The following is an 18,216-nucleotide window of genomic DNA, read 5'->3' on the forward strand; positions in this document are numbered from 1 at the left end:
GAGACCAGGGCGTGGTCTTAGGCGCGGAGCCGGTGCTGTGTCTCGTGCATCAGGTCTTGCGCCTTGGCCGCGTGGGTCCCGACCAGGGTGCCGTCGCGTTTGGCGAACTCCCCGCCGACCAGGGCTGTCTCGACATCGGCCGGGCCGGCGCCGAGGACGAGCATCGCGACCGGGTCGCCGAAGCCGTCCAGGTGGGGTGAACGCAGGTCGACGACGGTGATGTCGGCCTGCTTGCCGGGGGTGAGCGAACCGGTCTCGTCGGCGAGACCGAGTACCTGGGCACCGCCGAGCGTGGCCAGCCGCAGCATGTCCCGCTGGTGCAGGTCGACCTCGTGCACGAGCTCGTTGCGGGCGAGGGCCTCGGCGTTGGCACGCGAGCGTTCCGCAGCCAGCGCGAGGCGCATCTCGGAGAACAGGTCGGTCCCGGCGCTGCAGACGGTGTCCACCCCGAGTCCGGAGACGATGTCACGTTCCAGAGCCCGCCCGGTGGCCGGGTAGGTGCCGAACTGCATCAGCATGTCCGTGCTCGGGGTGATGGTCACGGTCCCGCCCGAGGCGGCGATCAAGTCCATCTCCTCGTCGGTCAGTTGGTTGGCGTGGATGTAGTTGACGTCCGGGCCGAGCAGCCCGTCCCGGCGTAGCGCGGTGATCGCGTCCTCGGTGCCGGCCATCCCGACGTGGACGGAGATCGGCAGGCCGAGTTCGCGGGCGAAGGCGAAGTCCTGGCGGTTGCGCTCCGGGGAGGTGAAGCACGGCCCGCGCAGCGCCATGCCCATCCGCAGCCGTCCGTTGCCGCTGGTCCCGCTGGTGCCGCCGTTGCCGGGGAAATGCTCGTCGCGCATGCGCCGGGCGTCCAGCGGGTGCGGCGGGTTCGGGTCGTCGTCGGCCGGGCCGGGGCCGCCGTAGAAGAACAGGCCGCGGATTCCGGATTCGCGCAGGCCGCGCAGGTTGGCGTCGGCGTGGTCGGCGGACTGCAGCGCGTGGGCCCAGTCGCCGATCGTGGTGATGCCCGCGTCCAGCGCCTGGAGCGCTCCCCACAGCGTGCCGGCGTAGATGTCAGGCGCGGTGTGCCTGAGGGAGATCCCGGTGAGTACCGCCGGTCCGTAGCCGTATCCGGTCATCTGCGGGGTGAAACCGGCGATCGCGCCCTGCCAGACGTGTCGGTGCGTGTCGATCAGGCCGGGGATCACCAGCCGGCCCCGCGCGTCGACGACCTCGGTGTCCGGCCCCGGGCGCAGGCCGACACCGATCTGCGTGATGACACCGTCCCGCACGCGCACGTCGCCACCGGGTACGTCACCGAGCGCGTCGTCGAGCGTCACGACGTGGCCACCGGTGATCAGGATTTCCTCGGACATCGTCGAACTCCCTTTTAGTTGACTTGACTTGGGGGTGACAGGGCCGGACGTATCCGCACCGGGCAGGGTCATCGCGACGCGCGGATCGACGTGCCGGTGAGCTCGGCGCAGTAGTCGAGCAGGGCGTCCTGAACCCTCGCCTCGTGCGCCACGGTGGGCACGGAGCGCTCCTTCTGGTGGTAGAAGTGCCGTCCGGTGACGTGCGTGGCCGCCTCCTCGCCGGCGGCGAGCCACGTCTGGGTCACCGGGCCTTGGTCCAGGTCGTCCGGTGCGCCGGGGCCGCCCATCCTGGTCGCGACCCACCCGGGCTCCACGGAGTTCGACAGCACGTCCGGCCAGCGCCGCGCGACACCGAACGCGAGCAGGACGTCGAACAGCTTGCTGTCGCTGTACGCCTGCGCCCCGCTCCAGCGTCGGCCGCTCCACTGCGGATCGGACAGGTCCGCGTCCCCACCGCGAGCCATGCCCGAACTGAGGTAGACCAGCCGGTCGGGCCGCGTCATCGACGCGGTCAGCAGGTAGGGCGCGAGCACGTTGACCGTGAACAGCTGGGACAGGCCGTCGACGGTCTCGACGCGGCGCGGCTCGCGGTAGCCGATGCCCGCGTTGTGGATGACGGCGTCGAACCGGCCCGCTGCGTTGGCCTGGTCGGCCACCGTCCGGATCCCGTCGAGGGATCCCAGATCACCCACCAGCACGTTCTCGGCGGTGGGCAGGACCGTACGCGTATGCGCGGCTCGCGCGATGTCGCGAGCGTGCAGCGTCACCGTGTGGCCTTGGCCGATCAGCAGGCGAGCGGCCATCAGGCCGAGGCCGTCGGCGGATCCGGTGATCAGGACGTGAGTCATCGTCGCACCTCCCGGAGGGCGTTCGAGATGTGTCTCGGGTTGTCGGTCGGAACGCCGTCGACAGCCAGGAACCGGGATCCCGGCCCGCTGTCGCGGCACGTCCACTGTCGATCTGCCGGGGCCGCGCTGTCCAAGACCCTTTTCGTCCCCTGCGATGCCCACAGGGCATCGACGCGGCCGGCGACGTGTCATGCCCTGCGGGCATCACAGAGCACGAAACAGGTCTTGGACGGGACCGGCGACCAGGCTGCACGGTGGAGTCGAACCTGATCGACAGCGAACCTGATCAACAGCGAGGGACGGCATGAGGATTTTCCTGACGGGCGGCTCCGGCTACATCGGCCGGGCCACGATCGCCGAACTGGTACGGCGAGGCCACACCGTGGAGGCGCTGGCGCGCAGCGAGCGGGCGGCTCAGGCCGTGACCGGCGCCGGGGCGGTCGAGGTGCGCGGTGGACTCGCCGACCTGGACGTGCTCAACCACGCGGCCGCCCGCGCCGACGCGGTGATCCACCTCGCGCAGGCCACCTCCGCGGACATGGACCTCGCCGCGGCCACGGCCATGCAGGACGGCGTCGGCGCCGGCCCCTACGTGCACACCGGCGGCACCTGGGTCTACGGCGACACCGACGGCGTACAGGACGAGAGCGCACCGTGGAATCCGCCCGGCGTGGTGGCATGGCGCAGGTCGGTCGAGGACGCGGTCTCGGCGCGCGCCGCAGAAGGCGGTCGCCCCGTCGTCGTGCAGCCCGGGCTGCTCTACGGAGGCGACAACCGGCTGATCGAACATTTCTTCATCGCGCCCGGTAAAATCAGGGGTGCTGTTCCATACATCGGTACCGGCGCCAACCGGTGGGGTCTCGTGCACATCGACGACATGGCCACGCTCTACGCCGCCGCGCTCTCGGCGAAGGCGGGATCGGTCTACATCGGGGTCGGCGAGGGACACCCGACGATGAGGCAGGTCGCCGAAGCGGCGGCGCGCGGTGCCGGACTCGACGGAAAGACGGTCTCGATCACGCTGGACCAGGCCCGCGTCGAGATGGGGCCCGTCGCGGACGCGTTCGTGCTGGACCAGCGCCTCACCTCGGCCAAGGCCCGCCGCGAGCTGGGCTGGGCACCGACACACGGTGACCCGCTCGCCACCATCGCGCGCGGCTGACCACCCGGAGGACCCGCATGGACGTCGATCTGCGCAAGCTTCGCTACTTCCTCGCGGTGGCCGAGGAACTCCACTTCGGACGCGCCGCGGAGCGCCTGCACATCACCCAGCCCGTGCTCTCCCGGCAGATCCGGGTGCTCGAGAGCGAGCTGGGCGTGGAAGTGTTCATGCGCGACCGCCGCAGCACCGTGCTCACACCGGCGGGCGAACAACTCGTCCGCGACGCCGAGCCCCTGCTGGCAGGCGCGGACGCACTGCTGCGGCGGGTACGCGCCGCGGGCGAGAGCGTCACCCGCTTCACGATCGGGTTCATGCCGGGCATCACGTTGACGCCGGTCATCCGCCTGCTGCGCGAGCGCCACCCCGGGCTGGACGTACGGATGCTGCGCACCGGCTGGCACGACCAGGTGGAGGTGCTCCACGACGCCCGCGCGGATGTCGGCATCGTCCGGTTGCCGATCGACCCGGCGGGCCTGGAGATCAGGCCGCTCTACACCGAACCGCGCCTCGTCATGGTGGCCTCGTCCCATCCCCTCGCCGGCAAGGAGTCCGTGCGGGTCGCCGACCTGGCGGGCGATCACCTCCTGCAGGACCCCGACGCCGTCCCCGAGTGGCGCGACATCGCGGTGGAACTGCGTACCGGTGAGCGTCGCCCGGTACCGGCGATCCACAGCGTCGAGGAGAAACTCGAACTCGTCGCCGGCGGACAGGGGATCGCCGTGATCCCGGCGTCCACCGCGAACTTCTACACCCGCCCCGACGTCGAGGCGATCCCGGTCGAGGACCTCGGCCCCAACCACGTCGCGGCGGCCTGGCCCACCGGGCGGACCACCGGCCTGGTCCAGGAGTTCGTCGACGCCGCCACCACCCTGCTGCCCGAACAGGAGGCCCGCGCGAGCCACCTCGCGACGGGCGCGGCGGCATCGGGTCCTGACGGGCCGTGATGGAAACCCGGCGTCATTCTTCCGAGCAACCGGGGCCCGCAGGCGTCATCCGTTGGCGTGCCTCCGTGTACCTGGTTCTCACCCGGGACTGCACGTGGAGGACTCGCGGGCGGGACGCTCGTCAGGCACAGGACGTGGACGGATCCGATTGCCGCCGCGTCGTCCTGTGCGTGCGGGTCGGCCCAGGACGACACCGAACAGGACGAGTGCCAGCCCGCACAGCTGCTGGACGGTCAGTACGTCTCCGGCGACCGCCGTGCCGAGCAGCACGCCGGTGACGGGGTTGAGCAGCCCGATCAGGCCCACCGTGCCCGAGGGCAGGTGCCGCAGTCCGCTGAACCAGGCGGCGAAGGCCAGCGCGGTGGCGATGAGGGTGACATAGCCGAACGCGAGCAGTGCCGATGGGGAGAGTGCGGGCGGTGGGCCCTCCACGGCCGCGGCGACGGGCAGCAGGAACAGTCCTCCGGCGGTGAGTTGCCAGGCGGTCGAGGCGAGTACGTCGGTGCCGACTGTGTTCCATCGTTTGGTCAGGATGTGGCCGAAGGACGACACGAGCACGGCCGCGGCCGAGGCGGAAATCCCCGGCACACTGATTCCCTCCGTTCCCGTGAGCAGCATGAGGCAGACGCCGCCGAGCCCGATCGCGGCGCCGGCCAGGTGCGCCGTGCCGGGCCGTTCGGACACCAGGGGCCAGGCGATGAGCATCATCGCCAGCGGGGACACCGCCATGACGGTTGAGGCGATGCTCGTCGGGAGCAGTTGGGAGGCGGCGTAGACGAGCACGAAGAACACGCTCACGTTGAGCAGTCCGAGCAGCGCGGATCGCCACCACCACGCGCCGCGTGGTCGCTGCCTGCACAGGCCCAGCAGGACGAGACCGGCGGGCAGCGCCCGCAGAGCCGCCCCGTAGAGGGGAGTGTCGGGTGGCAGGAACTCATGGGTGACGTAGTAGTTCGTGCCCCAGGCCACCGGTGCGACGGCGGTCAGTGCCACCCATCGCATATTAGCTTCCATGGAAGGCAATATACCTTCCGGGGAAGCTATTATGGTGTGCATGGACGACCCGCACCCTCCGGACCGCGTGGCCCGCATCCAGGCCGACTGGCGCCGCGAGCGGCCCGACCTCGACATCTCCCCGCAGGGCGTGATCGGTCGGCTGCACCGCCTGGCCGACCGTCTCACCGAGGAACTCTGCCTCGTCTACGGGCGCTACGGCCTCAGTGAGGGGGAGTTCGACGTGCTGTGCGCACTGCGCCGCGCCGGTGAGCCGTATGAGCGCGCGCCCGGCGAGCTCGCCGCACACACCATGGTCACCACCGGCGCGATGACGAAGCGGATCGACCGCCTGGAGCGGGCCGGACTCGTCACCCGCCGCCGTTCCGACGACGACCAGCGCGGCCGTATCGTCGCCCTCACCCGGCCCGGACGCGAACTGATCGACGAGGCGTTCGCCGACCATATGCGCAACGAACGCCGCCTGCTGGACCTGCTGACGTCCGCCGAGAGCAAAGCACTCGAAGGTCTGCTCACAACGTGGCTCTCCCACGTGGAGAATCCGCCTCCGTCCGACAGCAGGTGAGGAGCGGCAGCCACCGCTACGGCGGCGCCCGCTCCACCCTGGCCTGTTGTTGCACCTTCGTGAAATGAGCCCGCGAGGCCTTGGAGGGTCGGCAGTACTGCTGCATACAGTTGCATACATAGAAGAGATCACCTACGAGAACCCGTCGGTCGCCGAAGGCATCGCGGCCATCCGCACCGGCTCCCCGTTCGTCTACGGCCTCACCAACTACGTCGCCGCCAATCTCAGCGCCAACGTCCTGCTGGCCGTCGGCGCCGGCCCCGCCATCGGGGCCGCGGCCGACTTCCCCACCGTCTTCCCGGCCGGCGCGGGCGCCGTCTGGATCAACACGGCCGCCCTCATCAGCAACCCCGCCGAACCCGTCACCGCCGCGGCCCGCACCGCCCACGCGGCAGGCACCCGCTGGGTGCTCGACCCGGTCGCGGTCGGCGCGGGAGCGGTCGAGTACGACGCGTTCGTCACGTCCCTGCTGGCGTACCGGCCCACCGTCATCCGCGGCAACGCCAGCGAACTGACCGCGCTCGCGGGCGGCGACAGCACCGGCAAGGGAGTGGAGACCACCCTCTCCTCCGAGGACGCGATCGGTGTCGTGGAGGACCTCGCCCGGCGCACCGGCGCCATCGTCGCCGTCAGCGGCCCCACCGACTACCTGACCGACGGCACCCGCACGGTGGCCGTACCCGGCGGTGACGTACGGCTGACCCAGGTGACCGGCGCCGGATGCAGCCTCGGGGCACTGATCGCGGGCGCGCTCGCCGTCGTCCCCGACGCCCTGACCGCCACCGCGGTCGCGCACGCCGCGTACGCCGTCGCCGCCGAACGCGCCGGTGCCCGCACCACCGGCACCGGCTCCTTCGCCGTCGCCCTGCTCGACGAGCTGTCCCTGCTCGCCGTCTGAGCCGCACCGCCGAACCACCCCTCCGGGAGCACCACTTGACGACCGACTACGCCCACCCCGCCCCCCGACTGCACCTCGCCGCCTTCCTCAACGCGGGACCTCAGGGAACCGTCGGCTGGCGGCACCCCGACGCCGGCGACGGCTTCCTCACCGCCGCCCACTACACCCGGATCGCCCGCGTCCTGGAGCGCGCCGGCTTCGACATGGCGTTCGTCCCCGACTCCCTCGCGGTGCCCCGCAGCCTCGGTGACTCCTACGACCCCGCCGTCACCTGGGGCACCGGCACCCCGCGCCTGGACCCGATCCCGGTCATCACCCTGATGGCCGCCGCGACCGAACACCTCGGCGTCGCGGCCACCGTGTCCACCGGCTACCAGGAGCCGTTCCACGTGGCCCGGGGCATGGCCACCCTGGACCACCTCGTCGGAGGCCGGGCCGGCTGGAACGTGGTCACCAGCTTCCAGGACGCCGAGGCCCAGAACTTCGGCCAGGACAAACTCCCCGACCGGCAGTCCCGCTACGACCGGGCGGAGGAGTTCCTGGAGGTCACCGCCCAACTCTGGGACAGCTGGGCCGACGACGCGATCGTCGCCGACAAGGACAGCGGGATCTACGGCCGCCCCGACCGGGTGCGCGCCGTCGACCACCGGGGTCAACGCTTCGCCGTACGCGGCCCGTTGAGCGTGCCCCGGCCGCCCCAGGGCTATCCGGTGATCATCCAGGCGGGCGCCTCCCCGGCCGGCCGGGACTTCGCGGCCCGCTGGGCGGACGTGATCTTCTGCAGCCACGAGTCCCTGGAGTCGGCCGTCGCCTTCTATGCCGACATCAAGTCCCGTGCCGCCGCGCACGGCCGGGACCCCGAGCAGCTCAAGGTGCTCCCGGCCGCGACGACGGTCGTGGGCACCGATCTGAAGGACGCGCTCGCCAAGCACGAGGCGTTCACCGAACTCGTCCACCCCGAGGCCGGGTTGTCGCGGCTCGCCTACCACGTCAACGTGGACCTCACCCGCTACGACCTCGGCGGGCCGCTGCCCTCCCTGGAGGAAGTGGGAGTCGAGGGCCACTACCGCGAAGTCGTCGAGTTCGCCGAACGCGAGAAGCTCAGCGTGCGCGAGATCGGCCGCTGGTACGGTGCCCGCACCGAGGGAAACATGATCGGCTCCCCGGCGGACATCGCCGACACCATGGAAGAGTGGCTCGACGCCGGCGCGGCCGACGGCTTCATGATCCAGGCCACCCATGTCCCCGCCGCCTTCGAGGAGTTCGCCGACCACGTCGTCCCCGAACTGCGCCGCCGCGGCCTGGTGCGCACCGCCTACACGGGCGGCACCCTGCGCGACAACCTCGGACTCGCCCGCCCCGAACGCGGCGAGTGGCGGCACCGCGCCCGCTCGGGAGGCCGCGCATGACCGGCTCCGCTCTCGTCAACGCGGCCTGGCTGCAAGGGCACTTGGACGACGTCGTACTCCTTGACGCCACCGTTGACCGGCACACCGAACCGGACGGCACCACCGTCTTCGTCAGCGGACTCGCCCTGCACACCGAACGCCGCATCCCCGGCGCCCACTTCGCCGACCTCGTCGCCGGCTTCTCCGACCCCGGGGCGCGCTTCCCCTTCACCCGCCCGTCCGACGACCGCATCGCTGCATACGCACGCGAACTCGGGATCGGCCGGGACTCCACGGTCGTCGTCTACGACCGCCTCTCGGGAGCGTGGGCCGCCCGCGTGTGGTGGGTGCTCCGCTCGGCGGGTATCACCCGCGTCCGGGTCCTCGACGGCGGACTCACCGCGTGGGAGGCGGCCCAACTCCCGGTCACAGACGGGCGCGAGCCGCCACCGCCGCCGGGTGACGTCGTCGCCGCGCCGGCCCGCGAACACTTCACCGACCTGTCCCGGATGCGCCGTATCGCCGACGGCGACGACTCCACCCCCGCCGTCTGCGCCCTGCGCCGCACCGAGTACCTGGGCGACCCCGCCCGCCCCCGCTCCGGACACATCCCCCGCACCACGAACCTGCCCTACGCCGACCTGCTCGCCCCGGACCACACGCTCGACCCCGAACGCACTGCCCACCTGGCCCAGTCGCACGGACTGCGCGAGGGAGCCGGTACGGTCCTGTACTGCGGCGGAGCGATCAACGCCGCCGGGCTGGCACTCGCCCTCCGCGAGATCGGCATCGACGACGTGGTCCTCTACGACGGCTCGCTCGGCGAGTGGCGGGCCCACCCCGAACTGCCGTTGGTGACGGGCCCGGAGGGCCCACGACGAGGAAGCGGATGAAGAGCACACGCGACACGATCTACGACACACTCAGGCAACGGCTGACCTCCGGGCACTACCCGGCGGACGCCTCCCTCGTACCGCTCGCCCTGAGCGAGGAGTTCGCGGTCTCCCGTACCCCGGTGCGCGAGGCGCTGGCGCTGCTGGAGCGGGACGGGCTGCTGGTGCCCACCCGGCGCGGATTCGCACTGCGCCTGCGCTCGGACGAGGAGATGCTCGAACTCTTCGAGATCCAGGCCGTGTTGGACGCCACGGCCGCCGAGTCGGCGGCGTTGCGCCGCAGCCCGGTCGACATGGTCCGCCTCGATGCCCACCTCGACCACGCCGAGTCCCTGGACGAGCCCGCGCACATCCGGCGGAGCCTGAACGACTGGCACGACGCGGTGCGCCAGGCCGCCCACAACGCAACCGTCGTCGCCTTCCTGCGGACCCTCGACGCCCAGGTCAAGACGAGCGCGCCCTGGCGCACCCCCGAAGTCGCCGGCACCTTCACCGCCGCCTTCGCCGAACACCGCGCCGTCACCGAGGCCATCCGCACGCAGGACGCCGAGGCGGCCCGCGTCGCGATGCTCGCCCACCACGGCCACGACCGGGACCGGCGCATACGGCAACGCGTGCACGCGGACCGTTCGGGGGCGGGCGACGGGCGCGCCGTAGCCGAGTAGGCCGAGGGGGGCCACCCGGACCCTGACCGTCGGCAGCCGCGTGTGTGATCAGGACGGCCACTCCGGTTCGGAGAGGGTCGCGGCGAGGGCGTCGAGGAGCACTTGGGCGGGCTGGGACGCGGGCGGTTTGCCGTGGACGGCGGCCACGACCTGTCGGCGCATGCCGTCGATGCGGTGGAGTCTGACACCCGGGTGTCTGTTGGCGAGGAGGGTGAGTCCGGGCAGCAGGCTCACGCCGAGCCCGGCCGCGACGAGCGCCTGCACAGCCACGTAGTCGTCGGTCTCGAACTCCACGACAGGCTCGAACCCGGCCCGTCCGCAGGCCGCGACGAGATGCTCACGGCAGCGCTCGCACCCGGCGATCCAGCGGGTGTCGGCGTAGGTGGCCAGCTCGGCCGGGGGACCGTCCCAGGAGCGGTCGGCCGGGGTGACCACGTACAACGGCTCGTCGAGCAGCGGCGTCATGGTGGTGTCGCGGCGATCGCGCCGGGGCGGGTCGCCGTGCTCGAAGACCAGCGCCACGTCGACGTCGTTGTCGCGCAGGGCGTTGAGCGCGTCCGGCGGTTCGGCCTCCCGCAGGGTCAGCTCGATGCCGGGATACCGGTCCAGGACGCGGGCGGCGGCGAGCGGCACCAGGGTGGCCAACGCCGAGGGAAAGGCGGCCAGTCGGACCCGGCCGGTACGCAGCCCGGCCAGCTCGTCCAGTTCGGCGTGCACCGACTCGACCTGCGCGAGGATCGACTCGGCGCGGTCCACCAGCAGCCGGCCGGCCTCGGTGAGCCGGATACCGCGCCCCATCCGCTGCAACAGCGGCATGCCGACCTCGGCCTCGAGCTTGGCGAGTTGATGGCTCACCGACGGCTGCGCGTAGTGCAGTGCCTCGGCGGCCGCCGTGATCGAACCCTCGCGGGCGACGGCGACCAATACACGCAACCGACTCAAGTCGATCATTTGCGAATCATAGACGGCGTCGATGACGGCCTCGAAAACACGCATTGGACCATTACCGGACGTACTGCGACGGTGAATCGATAGTGGGTGCGAGAGATCCCGGCCGCACACCTTTCCGTCGGTGACCGCCGGTGATCCCACCCCGTCACGCGTGCCCGGCCTCCGGGCGCGGAAAGGAGATGCCGCATGACCACGGCTGTGAATCCACCGTCGCGATCGATGTCGGTGAGCGACAGCGCGGCGCGAACCCTCGCGAACGCCACCAAGACCGTTCCCCAGATGAGCTCCATCACGCCTCGCTGGCTGGTGCATCTGATGTCCTGGGTCCCGGTCGAGGCCGGCATCTACCGGGTGAACAAGGTCGTTCATCCCGAGTCGGTGCGCATCGAGTGCGACAACTACGACGAGTCGCCGCTGCCGGACACCTTCGTCGACTACGCGCGGGAGCCCCGCGAGTACCGGCTCAAGGCGGTCCAGACGGTCCTGGACCTCCACACCCGGATCTCCGACCTCTACTCCAGCCCGCACAACCAGACCGCACAGCAACTGCGGCTGACCATCGAGGCGGTGAAGGAGCATCAGGAGGGCGAGCTGATCAACAGCCCGGAGTACGGGATGCTGGCCAGCGCGGCGGAGACGCAGCGGATCTCCACGATGGCGGGCCCGCCGACGCCGGACGACCTGGACGCCCTCATCACGAAGGTGTGGAAGCAGCCGGCCTTCTTCCTCACCCACCCCGAGGGGATCGCCGCGTTCGGCAGGGAGTGCACCCGGCGCGGTGTACCGCCGGCCACGGTGAGCATGTTCGGCTCGCAGTTCCTGACCTGGCGCGGGCTGCCGATCATCCCGTCGGACAAGGTCCCGCTGGAGAACGGGAGGACGAAGTTCATCCTGCTGCGCACCGGCGAGTCGCGCCAGGGCGTGGTCGGACTGTTCCAGCCCGGGCTCTCGGGCGAGCAGGGGATGGGCCTGTCGGTGCGCTTCATGCAGATCGACCGCAGCGCCATCGCCTCCTACCTGATCTCCCTGTACTGCTCGCTCGCGGTACTCACCGAGGACGCGCTGGCCGTGCTCGACGACGTCGAGGTCGACAAGTTCCATGACTACAGCCCGAGTTACCGGTAACCATGACCACGCCCTCACCCACCGGTAACGAAGCCGCCCCGGCGTGGCTGCCGGACGAGGAGACGCTGAGCCGGATGGCCGGGGAGTTCTTCCGAGCGCTCCCCGGGCAACCGGCGGACCCGGAGGCCCCGGTCCCCGACGGCACGTCGGAATGGCCGACGCCGACGGGTCTGCCGGTCGCGGACCCGTCCGCCCCGGTCCCGACGGCCGTAGCCCCCTCTCCGCCGGTGCCGACAGCCACGCCCGCCGCGAACCCGGCCCCTCCCGTGCCGACCGGCCTCCCGTCCATGGACCCGCCACCCCCGGCGCCGACCGCCGGAATGAGCCCGCCGTCCGGGCCGCCACCGACCAGCGCCCCGGCCACGTTCATGGCGAGCCCCTATGCGGTGGGTGCGCCCGGCTCCGCCGGACCCACTCCGGAGCCAGCGGCCCCGCCGGTTCCTCCGGGGCCGCCGCCCGCCCCGTCGCCGGCCGCACCGGCCCGACTCCCGGACCCCGGGCCGTACTACTTCCTCACCGAGGCAGCCGGGTACCCCGCCCACGCGCCGGAGCTTCCCGGCTTCGGGCACCTCGGGCTGCCGCCGCTTCCCGAGGTGATGTCTCCGACCGCGACGACCGCGCCGTACTACTTCGTCGAGGAACCCGATGTGTCCGGGGCGCCGTCGGGACTGCGGCTCGACCACCACCCGGCCTTCGACGTGCAAGCGGTCCGCCGGGACTTCCCGATCCTGTCCGAACTGGTCAACGGGCGTCCGCTGATCTGGCTGGACAACGCGGCGACCACGCAGAAGCCGCAGGCCGTGATCGACCGGCTGGTCGAGTTCTACTCGCGGGAGAACTCCAACATCCACCGCGCGGCGCACGAGTTGGCCGCTCGGGCCACGGACGCCTACGAGGGCGCCAGGAAGACCGTCGCCCGGTTCGTCGGGGCCGGTTCCGCCGAGGAGATCGTGTTCGTCCGGGGCACCACCGAGGCGATCAACCTGGTTGCCAAGGCATGGGGTCCCGCGCACATCCGCGCGGGCGACGAGATCGTGCTCTCCCACCTGGAGCACCACGCCAACATCGTGCCCTGGCAGATGCTGGCGGAGCAGACCGGTGCCGTGATCAAGGTGATCCCGGTCGACGACAGCGGCCAGTTGCTGCTCGACGAGTACGCCGCGCTGCTGTCGGAGCGGACCAAGCTGGTCGCGGTCACCCAGATGTCGAACGCGCTCGGCACGATCGTGCCCGTCGAGCAGGTCATCGCGATCGGTCACCGGGCCGGGGCGCGTGTGCTGGTCGACGCGGCGCAGTCGGTCCCGCACCTGCCGATCGACGTCAGGGCACTGGACGCCGACTTCCTCGTCTTCTCTGGGCACAAGCTGTTCGGGCCGACCGGGATCGGGGTGCTCTACGCCAAGCGCGAGGTCCTCGATGACATGCCTCCGTGGGAGGGCGGCGGCAACATGATCACCGACGTGACCTTCGAGAAGTCCAGCTTCCAGCCCCCGCCGGGTCGTTTCGAGGCCGGTACCGGCAACATCGCCGACGCGGTGGGGCTGGCCGCCGCCATCGACTACGTGGAGCGCGTCGGCCTGCCGAACATCGCGGCCTACGAGCACACCCTCGTCGAGCACGCTACCGAAGGCCTGCGCGGTGTGCCCGGGCTGCGGCTGGTCGGCACGGCCCCGAACAAGGCGAGCATCGTGTCGTTCGTCCTGGACGGGTACGAGCCGGCCGAGGTCGGCACCGCGCTCAACGAGGAAGGCATCGCGGTCCGTTCGGGCCACCACTGCGCGCAGCCGATCCTGCGTCGGTACGGGCTGGAGGCCACCGTCCGGCCGTCGTTCGCCTTCTACAACACGCACGCCGAGGTGGACACGCTGATCACGGCGGTCCACCGGCTCGCGGACCGCCGTTAGGGCCTGTTGCGAAAGTGGCGTGGTCGCCCGAAGGGCGGCCACGCGGCAGGCGCCGCTTCGTATCAGGCTCCGGAGGACTGCTGTCTCTTGGAGCCGTGGGCCGCGAGCGGAAGACTGCGCAGCGACAGTGCGCTCGGCGCCGGCAGCGCTCCGTGGGCCGCCTCGGCGCGGAACGACTGGAGCAAGTACGCCACCAGACGCCGGGACGCCGCACGGTCATCCGGCAATGCGGTGACCAGACCGCAGTGGGACAACAAGGCCACGGCGAAGTCGGAGGGGTGGAAGTCGGCCCGCAGCACGCCCGCCGCCTGAGCCCTGCGGACCAGGGTCATGAAGTCCTGCTCGGCCTGTTCCCGTACCCGCGCGTGTTCTCGCGTGCTGTCCGGAAAGGCCGCGACGAACGCGGCCGGGAAGCCCCGTTCCTCCCGTTGCAGTTCGCAGACCGTCTCGACCAGTCGCTGGAAGCCCTGCCACGGATCGGGGTCGGCCAGCGCCTCGGTGAGCGCCCGGGCACAGGTGTCCATCTGGTGCGCGAACGCGGCCCGCACCAGGGCGTCCCGCGTCGGGAAACGCCGGTACAGCGTCGCCACGCCGACCCCCGCCCGTCGGGCCACGGTCGCCATGGGCGCGTCGATGCCGTGCTCGGCGAAGACCACACGGGCAGCCTCGAGGATGCGCCGCTGGTTGCGCCGGGCGTCCGCCCGCAGACTGTCCTGCCCCGCGATCCGAGAGGAATCCCCCACCACTGTCTCTCACCTCCGGCCAAGTGGACGATCTCGTCCGTTTACCAGCCTACGCTCGGCGCCACGATCCCCCCGCACGGCCACTGGTGGCGAAGGTGAGAACGCAACGATGGACGACCGAACGATGAAAGCCGTACTGTTCGACCGCTTCGGCGGCCCCGAAGTGCTGTACGTGGGCCGGGTGCCACGCCCCGGACCGGCACCCGGCGAAGTCCTCGTGCGCGTACGCGCGTTCAGCGTGAACGGCGGCGAACTGGCGGCCCGTTCCGGTCGGGCCCGCCTCCTCACCGGCCGGAAGTTCCCGCAGCGCATCGGGCTCGACTTCACCGGCGAGATCGCCGCACTCGGCACCGGCGCGACCGGCGTAGCGGTCGGCGACCAGGTGTGGGGCATCCTGGGCCGCACCTCCGGATTCGGCAGCGCCGCCGAGTACGTGACGGTACGGCCCGAGCGGCTCGGCCGGGTCCCGGACGGACTGGACCTCGTGGCCGCCGCCGCGCTGCCGGTGGCCACCACGGCCGTCACGGCCCTCCGCGACAAGGCCGCACTGCGCCCCGGCGAACGGCTGCTGGTACGGGGCGCGGCGGGCGGCGTCGGCAACGCCGCCGTCCAGCTGGGACAGGCGTACGGTGCCGAGGTCACGGCCCTGGCCCGCGCTGCCAACCTCGACTTCGTCCGTACGCTCGGTGCCCACCACGCCGTCGACCACCGGACCGTGTCCCCTGCGGAACTGGGACTGTTCGACGTGGTCCTCGACACGGCGGGCACCGACCTGCGTACCGTACGGCGGATGCTGAAGCCGGGCGGACGCATGGTCACCATCGCCTTCGACCTGACGCGGCCCGCCGCCTCGCTGGGCTACATCGCGGCCAGCGCCGTCCACGGACGCGGCCGGGTGCGCTTCTTCAGCGGCAACCCCGAACGTGCGCTCTTCGACGACCTCGCCCGCCAGGTGACGGAGGGGAAGCTGCGGCCGGCGGTGGACACGGTCTTCCCGCTGGAAGAGACAGCGGCCGCACACCGGGCGCTGGAGGCGGGCGGGGTGCGGGGCAAGTACGTGGTCAGGGTCGACTAGGGTTTGCTGGGAAGGCGCAGGTCACAGCCACTTGTTGAGGACTGCGACCAGCACGGTCGCCTCGTGGCGGACGGCGAGCTGGTCGTATCTCGTGGCCACGGCCCGGTGGCGCTTGAGGCGGTTGATCCCGCACTCGACGGTATGCCGCTCGCGGTAGTCGGTTTTGTCGAACTTCGGCGGCCGACCGCCTCGGGCACCGAGCTTCCGGCGGTTGCGGACGCGGTCGGCGGGGACCGGGATGGTTGCCTTGATTCCGCGTCCGCGCAGGTAGGCCCGGTTGCGGCGGGAGTCGTACGCCCTGTCGGCCCGCACCCGGTCCGGCTGCCTGCGGGGCCTGCCCGGATCAAGGCGAGGTACCGGGATGGCTTCCAGGACCGGCTCGAATTGCGGCGAGTCACCCCGCTGACCGGCTGTGATCACGACGCTCAGCGGCTTCTGCCCCTGCTCGACGCCAAGGTGGATCTTGGTGGTCAGGCCGCCTCGGGAACGTCCGGGACCATGGTCGGCCGGCTCAGCGGCAATGCCGCCGGGCGGTTCCTTCTGCAGATCCCCTTTTTCGAGGCTCGGCGGCGTGCTGGTGGGCCCGGCAGACGGTGGAGTCGATATTCACGTCCCAGGTGATCAGGCCCTTCGCGTCCGCCTGAGCTTGGAACTGAGTGACGAACCTGGCCCAGGTGCCGTCGCGTCCACACCGGCGGACGGCCCATCTTGATGCCCTGCGGCAACAACGACTCAAGCCGGGCCCACTGTCCATTCGCCAGATCACCACGCCCCACAGGGCGTGATCATCCACGACCAAGATCCACTTTCGCAACAGGCCCTGGCCGGACGTGCCACCCCGACCGCTACGGCGGAGACCTGCCCGAGGTCTCCGCCGTACCGGCATCAAGTCGGCCTGCCCGCCCTCCCTTTGCTCACTTCTTGAGCCAGCCGACCTTCGTGTAGTCGACGTCGGCGAGGCCGCTCGCGCCGTAGTTGGCGAGGGTCGAGCGGACCGCGAGGACCTGGGGTCGCTGGTAGACCGGGATGGAGTGGCCCAGTGCCCAGATCTTGGCGTCGGCCTCGTTGTAGAGCTTGTTCGCCTCGGTGGTGTCCGTTGTCTCGGTGGCCTTCTTGAGCAGGGCGTCGATCTCGGGGGAGCCGACCGAACCGTAGTTCTGGTAGAGGTTCCCGCCGGACGGCTCGCGGTAGATCGGGTACGCCTGGGAGCGGAAGATCTGGTCGACCCAACGGAAGCTCGTCAGATCGAAGTTGCCGATCGTGACGTACTTGGAGAAGTAGTCGTTCGACGGCACCTTCACGATGTTCAGCTTGATCCCGGCCTGCGCCAACTGCGCCTGCACCAGCTCGGACTGGTCCACCTGCGCGGAGGTGGAGCCCGCGCTGAGCGTGTAGCCGAGCGTGAGCTGCTTGCCGGCCTTGACCCGCTTTCCGCCCTGGAGCTTCCAGCCCGCCGCGTCCAGCAGCTCGCCCGCCTTCTTCAGGTCGTAGGTGCCGTACGTACCGGAGTTGTCCTGGTAGCCGGCCTGGTTGGGCATGAAGAAGTGGCTGCCGTACGGCTTCAGTTGGACAGGGAGGTCCTTGCCGAAGGCGGCGGCGATGGACGTGCGGTCGATGGCGTGCTGGAGGGCCTGGCGGACGCGGACGTCCTTGAGCGGGCCGCGTGCGCCGTTGAACTCGATGTGCACCTCGTCCCAGCGGGCGCCGACGCGGATGTCGGTGCCGGCCGCCTTGTACAGCCGCTTGTAGTCCTCGGGCAGGAGCGCGCTCGCGTAGTCGATCTCCTTGTTGAGGTAGGCGTCCGTCCAGGCGGAGTAGTCCAGGGCGCGGAAGACGATCGAGTCCAACTTGGGCTTCGTTCCCCACCAGTTGGGGTCCGGGACCGCCGTGACGGTCTGGGCCGTCTTGTCGTACGAGGAGATCTTGAAGGCGTTCGCGGTGATCGGGATCCGTTGCGTCCAGCCCTTGTTGAACTTGTCCGGGGTGTCGATCCCGGATGCCGGCAGCAGCGGGTTGAACAGGTGCTTCCAGTCGGCGTACGGCGTCGAGAAGGTGACCTTGACCTGGTGGGCGTCGGCGCCCTGTTCGACCTGGCTGATCTGTTCATAGCCGGAGGTGTCGGCGGCCTCGTAGGCCTTGTCGGTGCCGTTGTTCGCCTTCCAGAGGGCCTCGAAGTCCCGCCAGCCGACGGGCTTTCCGTCGGACCACTTCGCCTTGGGGTTCAGCTTGTAGACGACCGTCTGCGGGCTGGCCGAGGTCACCGAGGCGGAGAGCAGGAAGTCCGTGTCGGGGTGGGACTCGCCCTGGGCGTCGGCCCAGAACAGCCGGGGCTCCACGAGTTCGTTGATGTCCGTCGCGTCGCCCTGGTTGCCGTTGGCGGTGTAGCGGTTGTAGTCCGCGATCCACTGCGAGATCGCCAGCTTGAGGGTGCCGCCCTGCTGGATGTCGCTCAGCGGTCGGGCGTTGACGGCCTGGCTGCCGGCCGGGGCCGCGCTTCTCTGTGCGACGGGTTTGCCGTCGTCGGAGGAGCCGCAGCCGGTCACCAGCAACGCGGTGGCCGCGGTGGCGGCGACCCAGGCCGTGGCGGGGAGTTGGCGCATGTCGGTGTCCTTCGTGAGGCCGGTGGTCATCGGGTGGACGCACCGAACGTAGAACGGCCTACGACCCCCGGGGGAGACCTCCT

At 70.9% G+C, this 18,216-nt stretch carries 16 protein-coding genes and 1 pseudogene; 10 read left to right on the forward strand and 7 right to left on the reverse strand.

The window, feature by feature from the left end; all coding sequences use genetic code 11:
• Positions 1-17 precede the first annotated feature (17 nt).
• Positions 18-1,358: an amidohydrolase family protein gene (locus OO69_RS08750; RefSeq protein WP_033279870.1), complete on the reverse strand. Its 1,341-nt coding sequence runs from the start codon at positions 1,356-1,358 to the stop codon at positions 18-20.
• Between the two features lie 68 nt (positions 1,359-1,426).
• The gene (locus OO69_RS08755) at positions 1,427-2,206 is read right to left on the reverse strand and encodes an SDR family NAD(P)-dependent oxidoreductase (RefSeq protein WP_033279871.1); all 780 of its coding nucleotides are present in this window, start codon (positions 2,204-2,206) and stop codon (positions 1,427-1,429) included.
• A 304-nt stretch (positions 2,207-2,510) separates the two neighbouring features.
• On the opposite strand from OO69_RS08755, the gene OO69_RS08760 reads away from it, so the two are divergent.
• Positions 2,511-3,368 carry an NAD-dependent epimerase/dehydratase family protein gene (locus OO69_RS08760; protein ID WP_033279872.1) on the forward strand — a complete coding sequence of 286 codons (858 nt, stop codon included), beginning with the start codon at positions 2,511-2,513 and terminating at the stop codon, positions 3,366-3,368.
• Between the two features lie 17 nt (positions 3,369-3,385).
• Positions 3,386-4,312 (forward strand): LysR family transcriptional regulator, encoded by a 927-nt coding sequence (locus OO69_RS08765; protein WP_051800858.1) that lies wholly within the window; start codon positions 3,386-3,388, stop codon positions 4,310-4,312.
• 78 nt (positions 4,313-4,390) lie between these two features.
• Here OO69_RS08765 and OO69_RS08770 read toward each other — a convergent pair whose 3' ends face one another.
• Positions 4,391-5,314 carry an EamA family transporter gene (locus tag OO69_RS08770; RefSeq protein WP_051800859.1) on the reverse strand — a complete coding sequence of 308 codons (924 nt, stop codon included), beginning with the start codon at positions 5,312-5,314 and terminating at the stop codon, positions 4,391-4,393.
• Between the two features lie 52 nt (positions 5,315-5,366).
• Here OO69_RS08770 and OO69_RS08775 point away from each other — a divergent pair, with 52 nt between their 5' ends.
• The 5 genes from OO69_RS08775 to OO69_RS08795 all read left to right on the forward strand — a co-directional run bounded on the left by OO69_RS08775 (position 5,367) and on the right by OO69_RS08795 (position 9,735).
• Positions 5,367-5,891 carry a MarR family winged helix-turn-helix transcriptional regulator gene (locus tag OO69_RS08775; RefSeq protein ID WP_033279958.1) on the forward strand — a complete coding sequence of 175 codons (525 nt, stop codon included), beginning with the start codon at positions 5,367-5,369 and terminating at the stop codon, positions 5,889-5,891.
• A gap of 64 nt (positions 5,892-5,955) precedes the next feature.
• Entirely contained in the window at positions 5,956-6,789 is an 834-nt protein-coding gene (locus OO69_RS08780; RefSeq protein WP_234444379.1) for a hydroxyethylthiazole kinase, read from the forward strand.
• A 35-nt stretch (positions 6,790-6,824) separates the two neighbouring features.
• Positions 6,825-8,198 (forward strand): LLM class flavin-dependent oxidoreductase, encoded by a 1,374-nt coding sequence (locus OO69_RS08785; protein WP_033279873.1) that lies wholly within the window; start codon positions 6,825-6,827, stop codon positions 8,196-8,198.
• Positions 8,195-9,070, forward strand: coding sequence for a sulfurtransferase (locus OO69_RS08790; protein WP_033279874.1), 876 nt, complete (start codon positions 8,195-8,197; stop codon positions 9,068-9,070). The genes OO69_RS08785 and OO69_RS08790 overlap by 4 nt, the downstream gene beginning before the upstream one ends.
• The gene (locus OO69_RS08795; protein WP_033279875.1) at positions 9,067-9,735 is read left to right on the forward strand and encodes a GntR family transcriptional regulator; all 669 of its coding nucleotides are present in this window, start codon (positions 9,067-9,069) and stop codon (positions 9,733-9,735) included. Before OO69_RS08790 ends, OO69_RS08795 begins: the two co-directional genes overlap by 4 nt.
• Positions 9,736-9,783: 48 nt before the next feature.
• On the opposite strand, the gene OO69_RS08800 is transcribed toward OO69_RS08795, so the two are convergent.
• A complete protein-coding gene (locus OO69_RS08800) occupies positions 9,784-10,686 on the reverse strand; it encodes a LysR family transcriptional regulator (RefSeq protein WP_033279960.1) in 903 nt (300 codons plus the stop codon).
• Positions 10,687-10,872: 186 nt separating this feature from the next.
• Between OO69_RS08800 and OO69_RS08805 the strand changes: the two genes are divergently transcribed.
• Positions 10,873-11,811, forward strand: coding sequence for a family 2A encapsulin nanocompartment shell protein (locus OO69_RS08805; RefSeq protein WP_033279876.1), 939 nt, complete (start codon positions 10,873-10,875; stop codon positions 11,809-11,811).
• 2 nt (positions 11,812-11,813) lie between these two features.
• Entirely contained in the window at positions 11,814-13,715 is a 1,902-nt protein-coding gene (locus tag OO69_RS08810) for a family 2A encapsulin nanocompartment cargo protein cysteine desulfurase (protein WP_051800860.1), read from the forward strand.
• A gap of 62 nt (positions 13,716-13,777) precedes the next feature.
• On the opposite strand, the gene OO69_RS08815 is transcribed toward OO69_RS08810, so the two are convergent.
• A complete protein-coding gene (locus OO69_RS08815) occupies positions 13,778-14,458 on the reverse strand; it encodes a TetR/AcrR family transcriptional regulator (RefSeq protein WP_033279962.1) in 681 nt (226 codons plus the stop codon).
• Between the two features lie 109 nt (positions 14,459-14,567).
• Here OO69_RS08815 and OO69_RS08820 point away from each other — a divergent pair, with 109 nt between their 5' ends.
• A complete protein-coding gene (locus OO69_RS08820; RefSeq protein WP_033279877.1) occupies positions 14,568-15,533 on the forward strand; it encodes an NAD(P)-dependent alcohol dehydrogenase in 966 nt (321 codons plus the stop codon).
• Between the two features lie 21 nt (positions 15,534-15,554).
• Here the strand turns inward: OO69_RS08820 and OO69_RS50010 are convergent.
• Together OO69_RS50010 and OO69_RS08830 are read right to left on the reverse strand one after the other, a co-directional pair.
• Positions 15,555-16,309, reverse strand: a pseudogene (locus tag OO69_RS50010) (IS5 family transposase).
• Positions 16,310-16,447: 138 nt separating this feature from the next.
• Positions 16,448-18,133, reverse strand: coding sequence for an ABC transporter family substrate-binding protein (locus OO69_RS08830; RefSeq protein ID WP_033279963.1), 1,686 nt, complete (start codon positions 18,131-18,133; stop codon positions 16,448-16,450).
• Positions 18,134-18,216: the final 83 nt, after the last annotated feature.

This window comes from Streptomyces sp. NRRL F-525 (assembly GCF_000716605.1).
GTDB lineage: Bacteria > Actinomycetota > Actinomycetes > Streptomycetales > Streptomycetaceae > Streptomyces.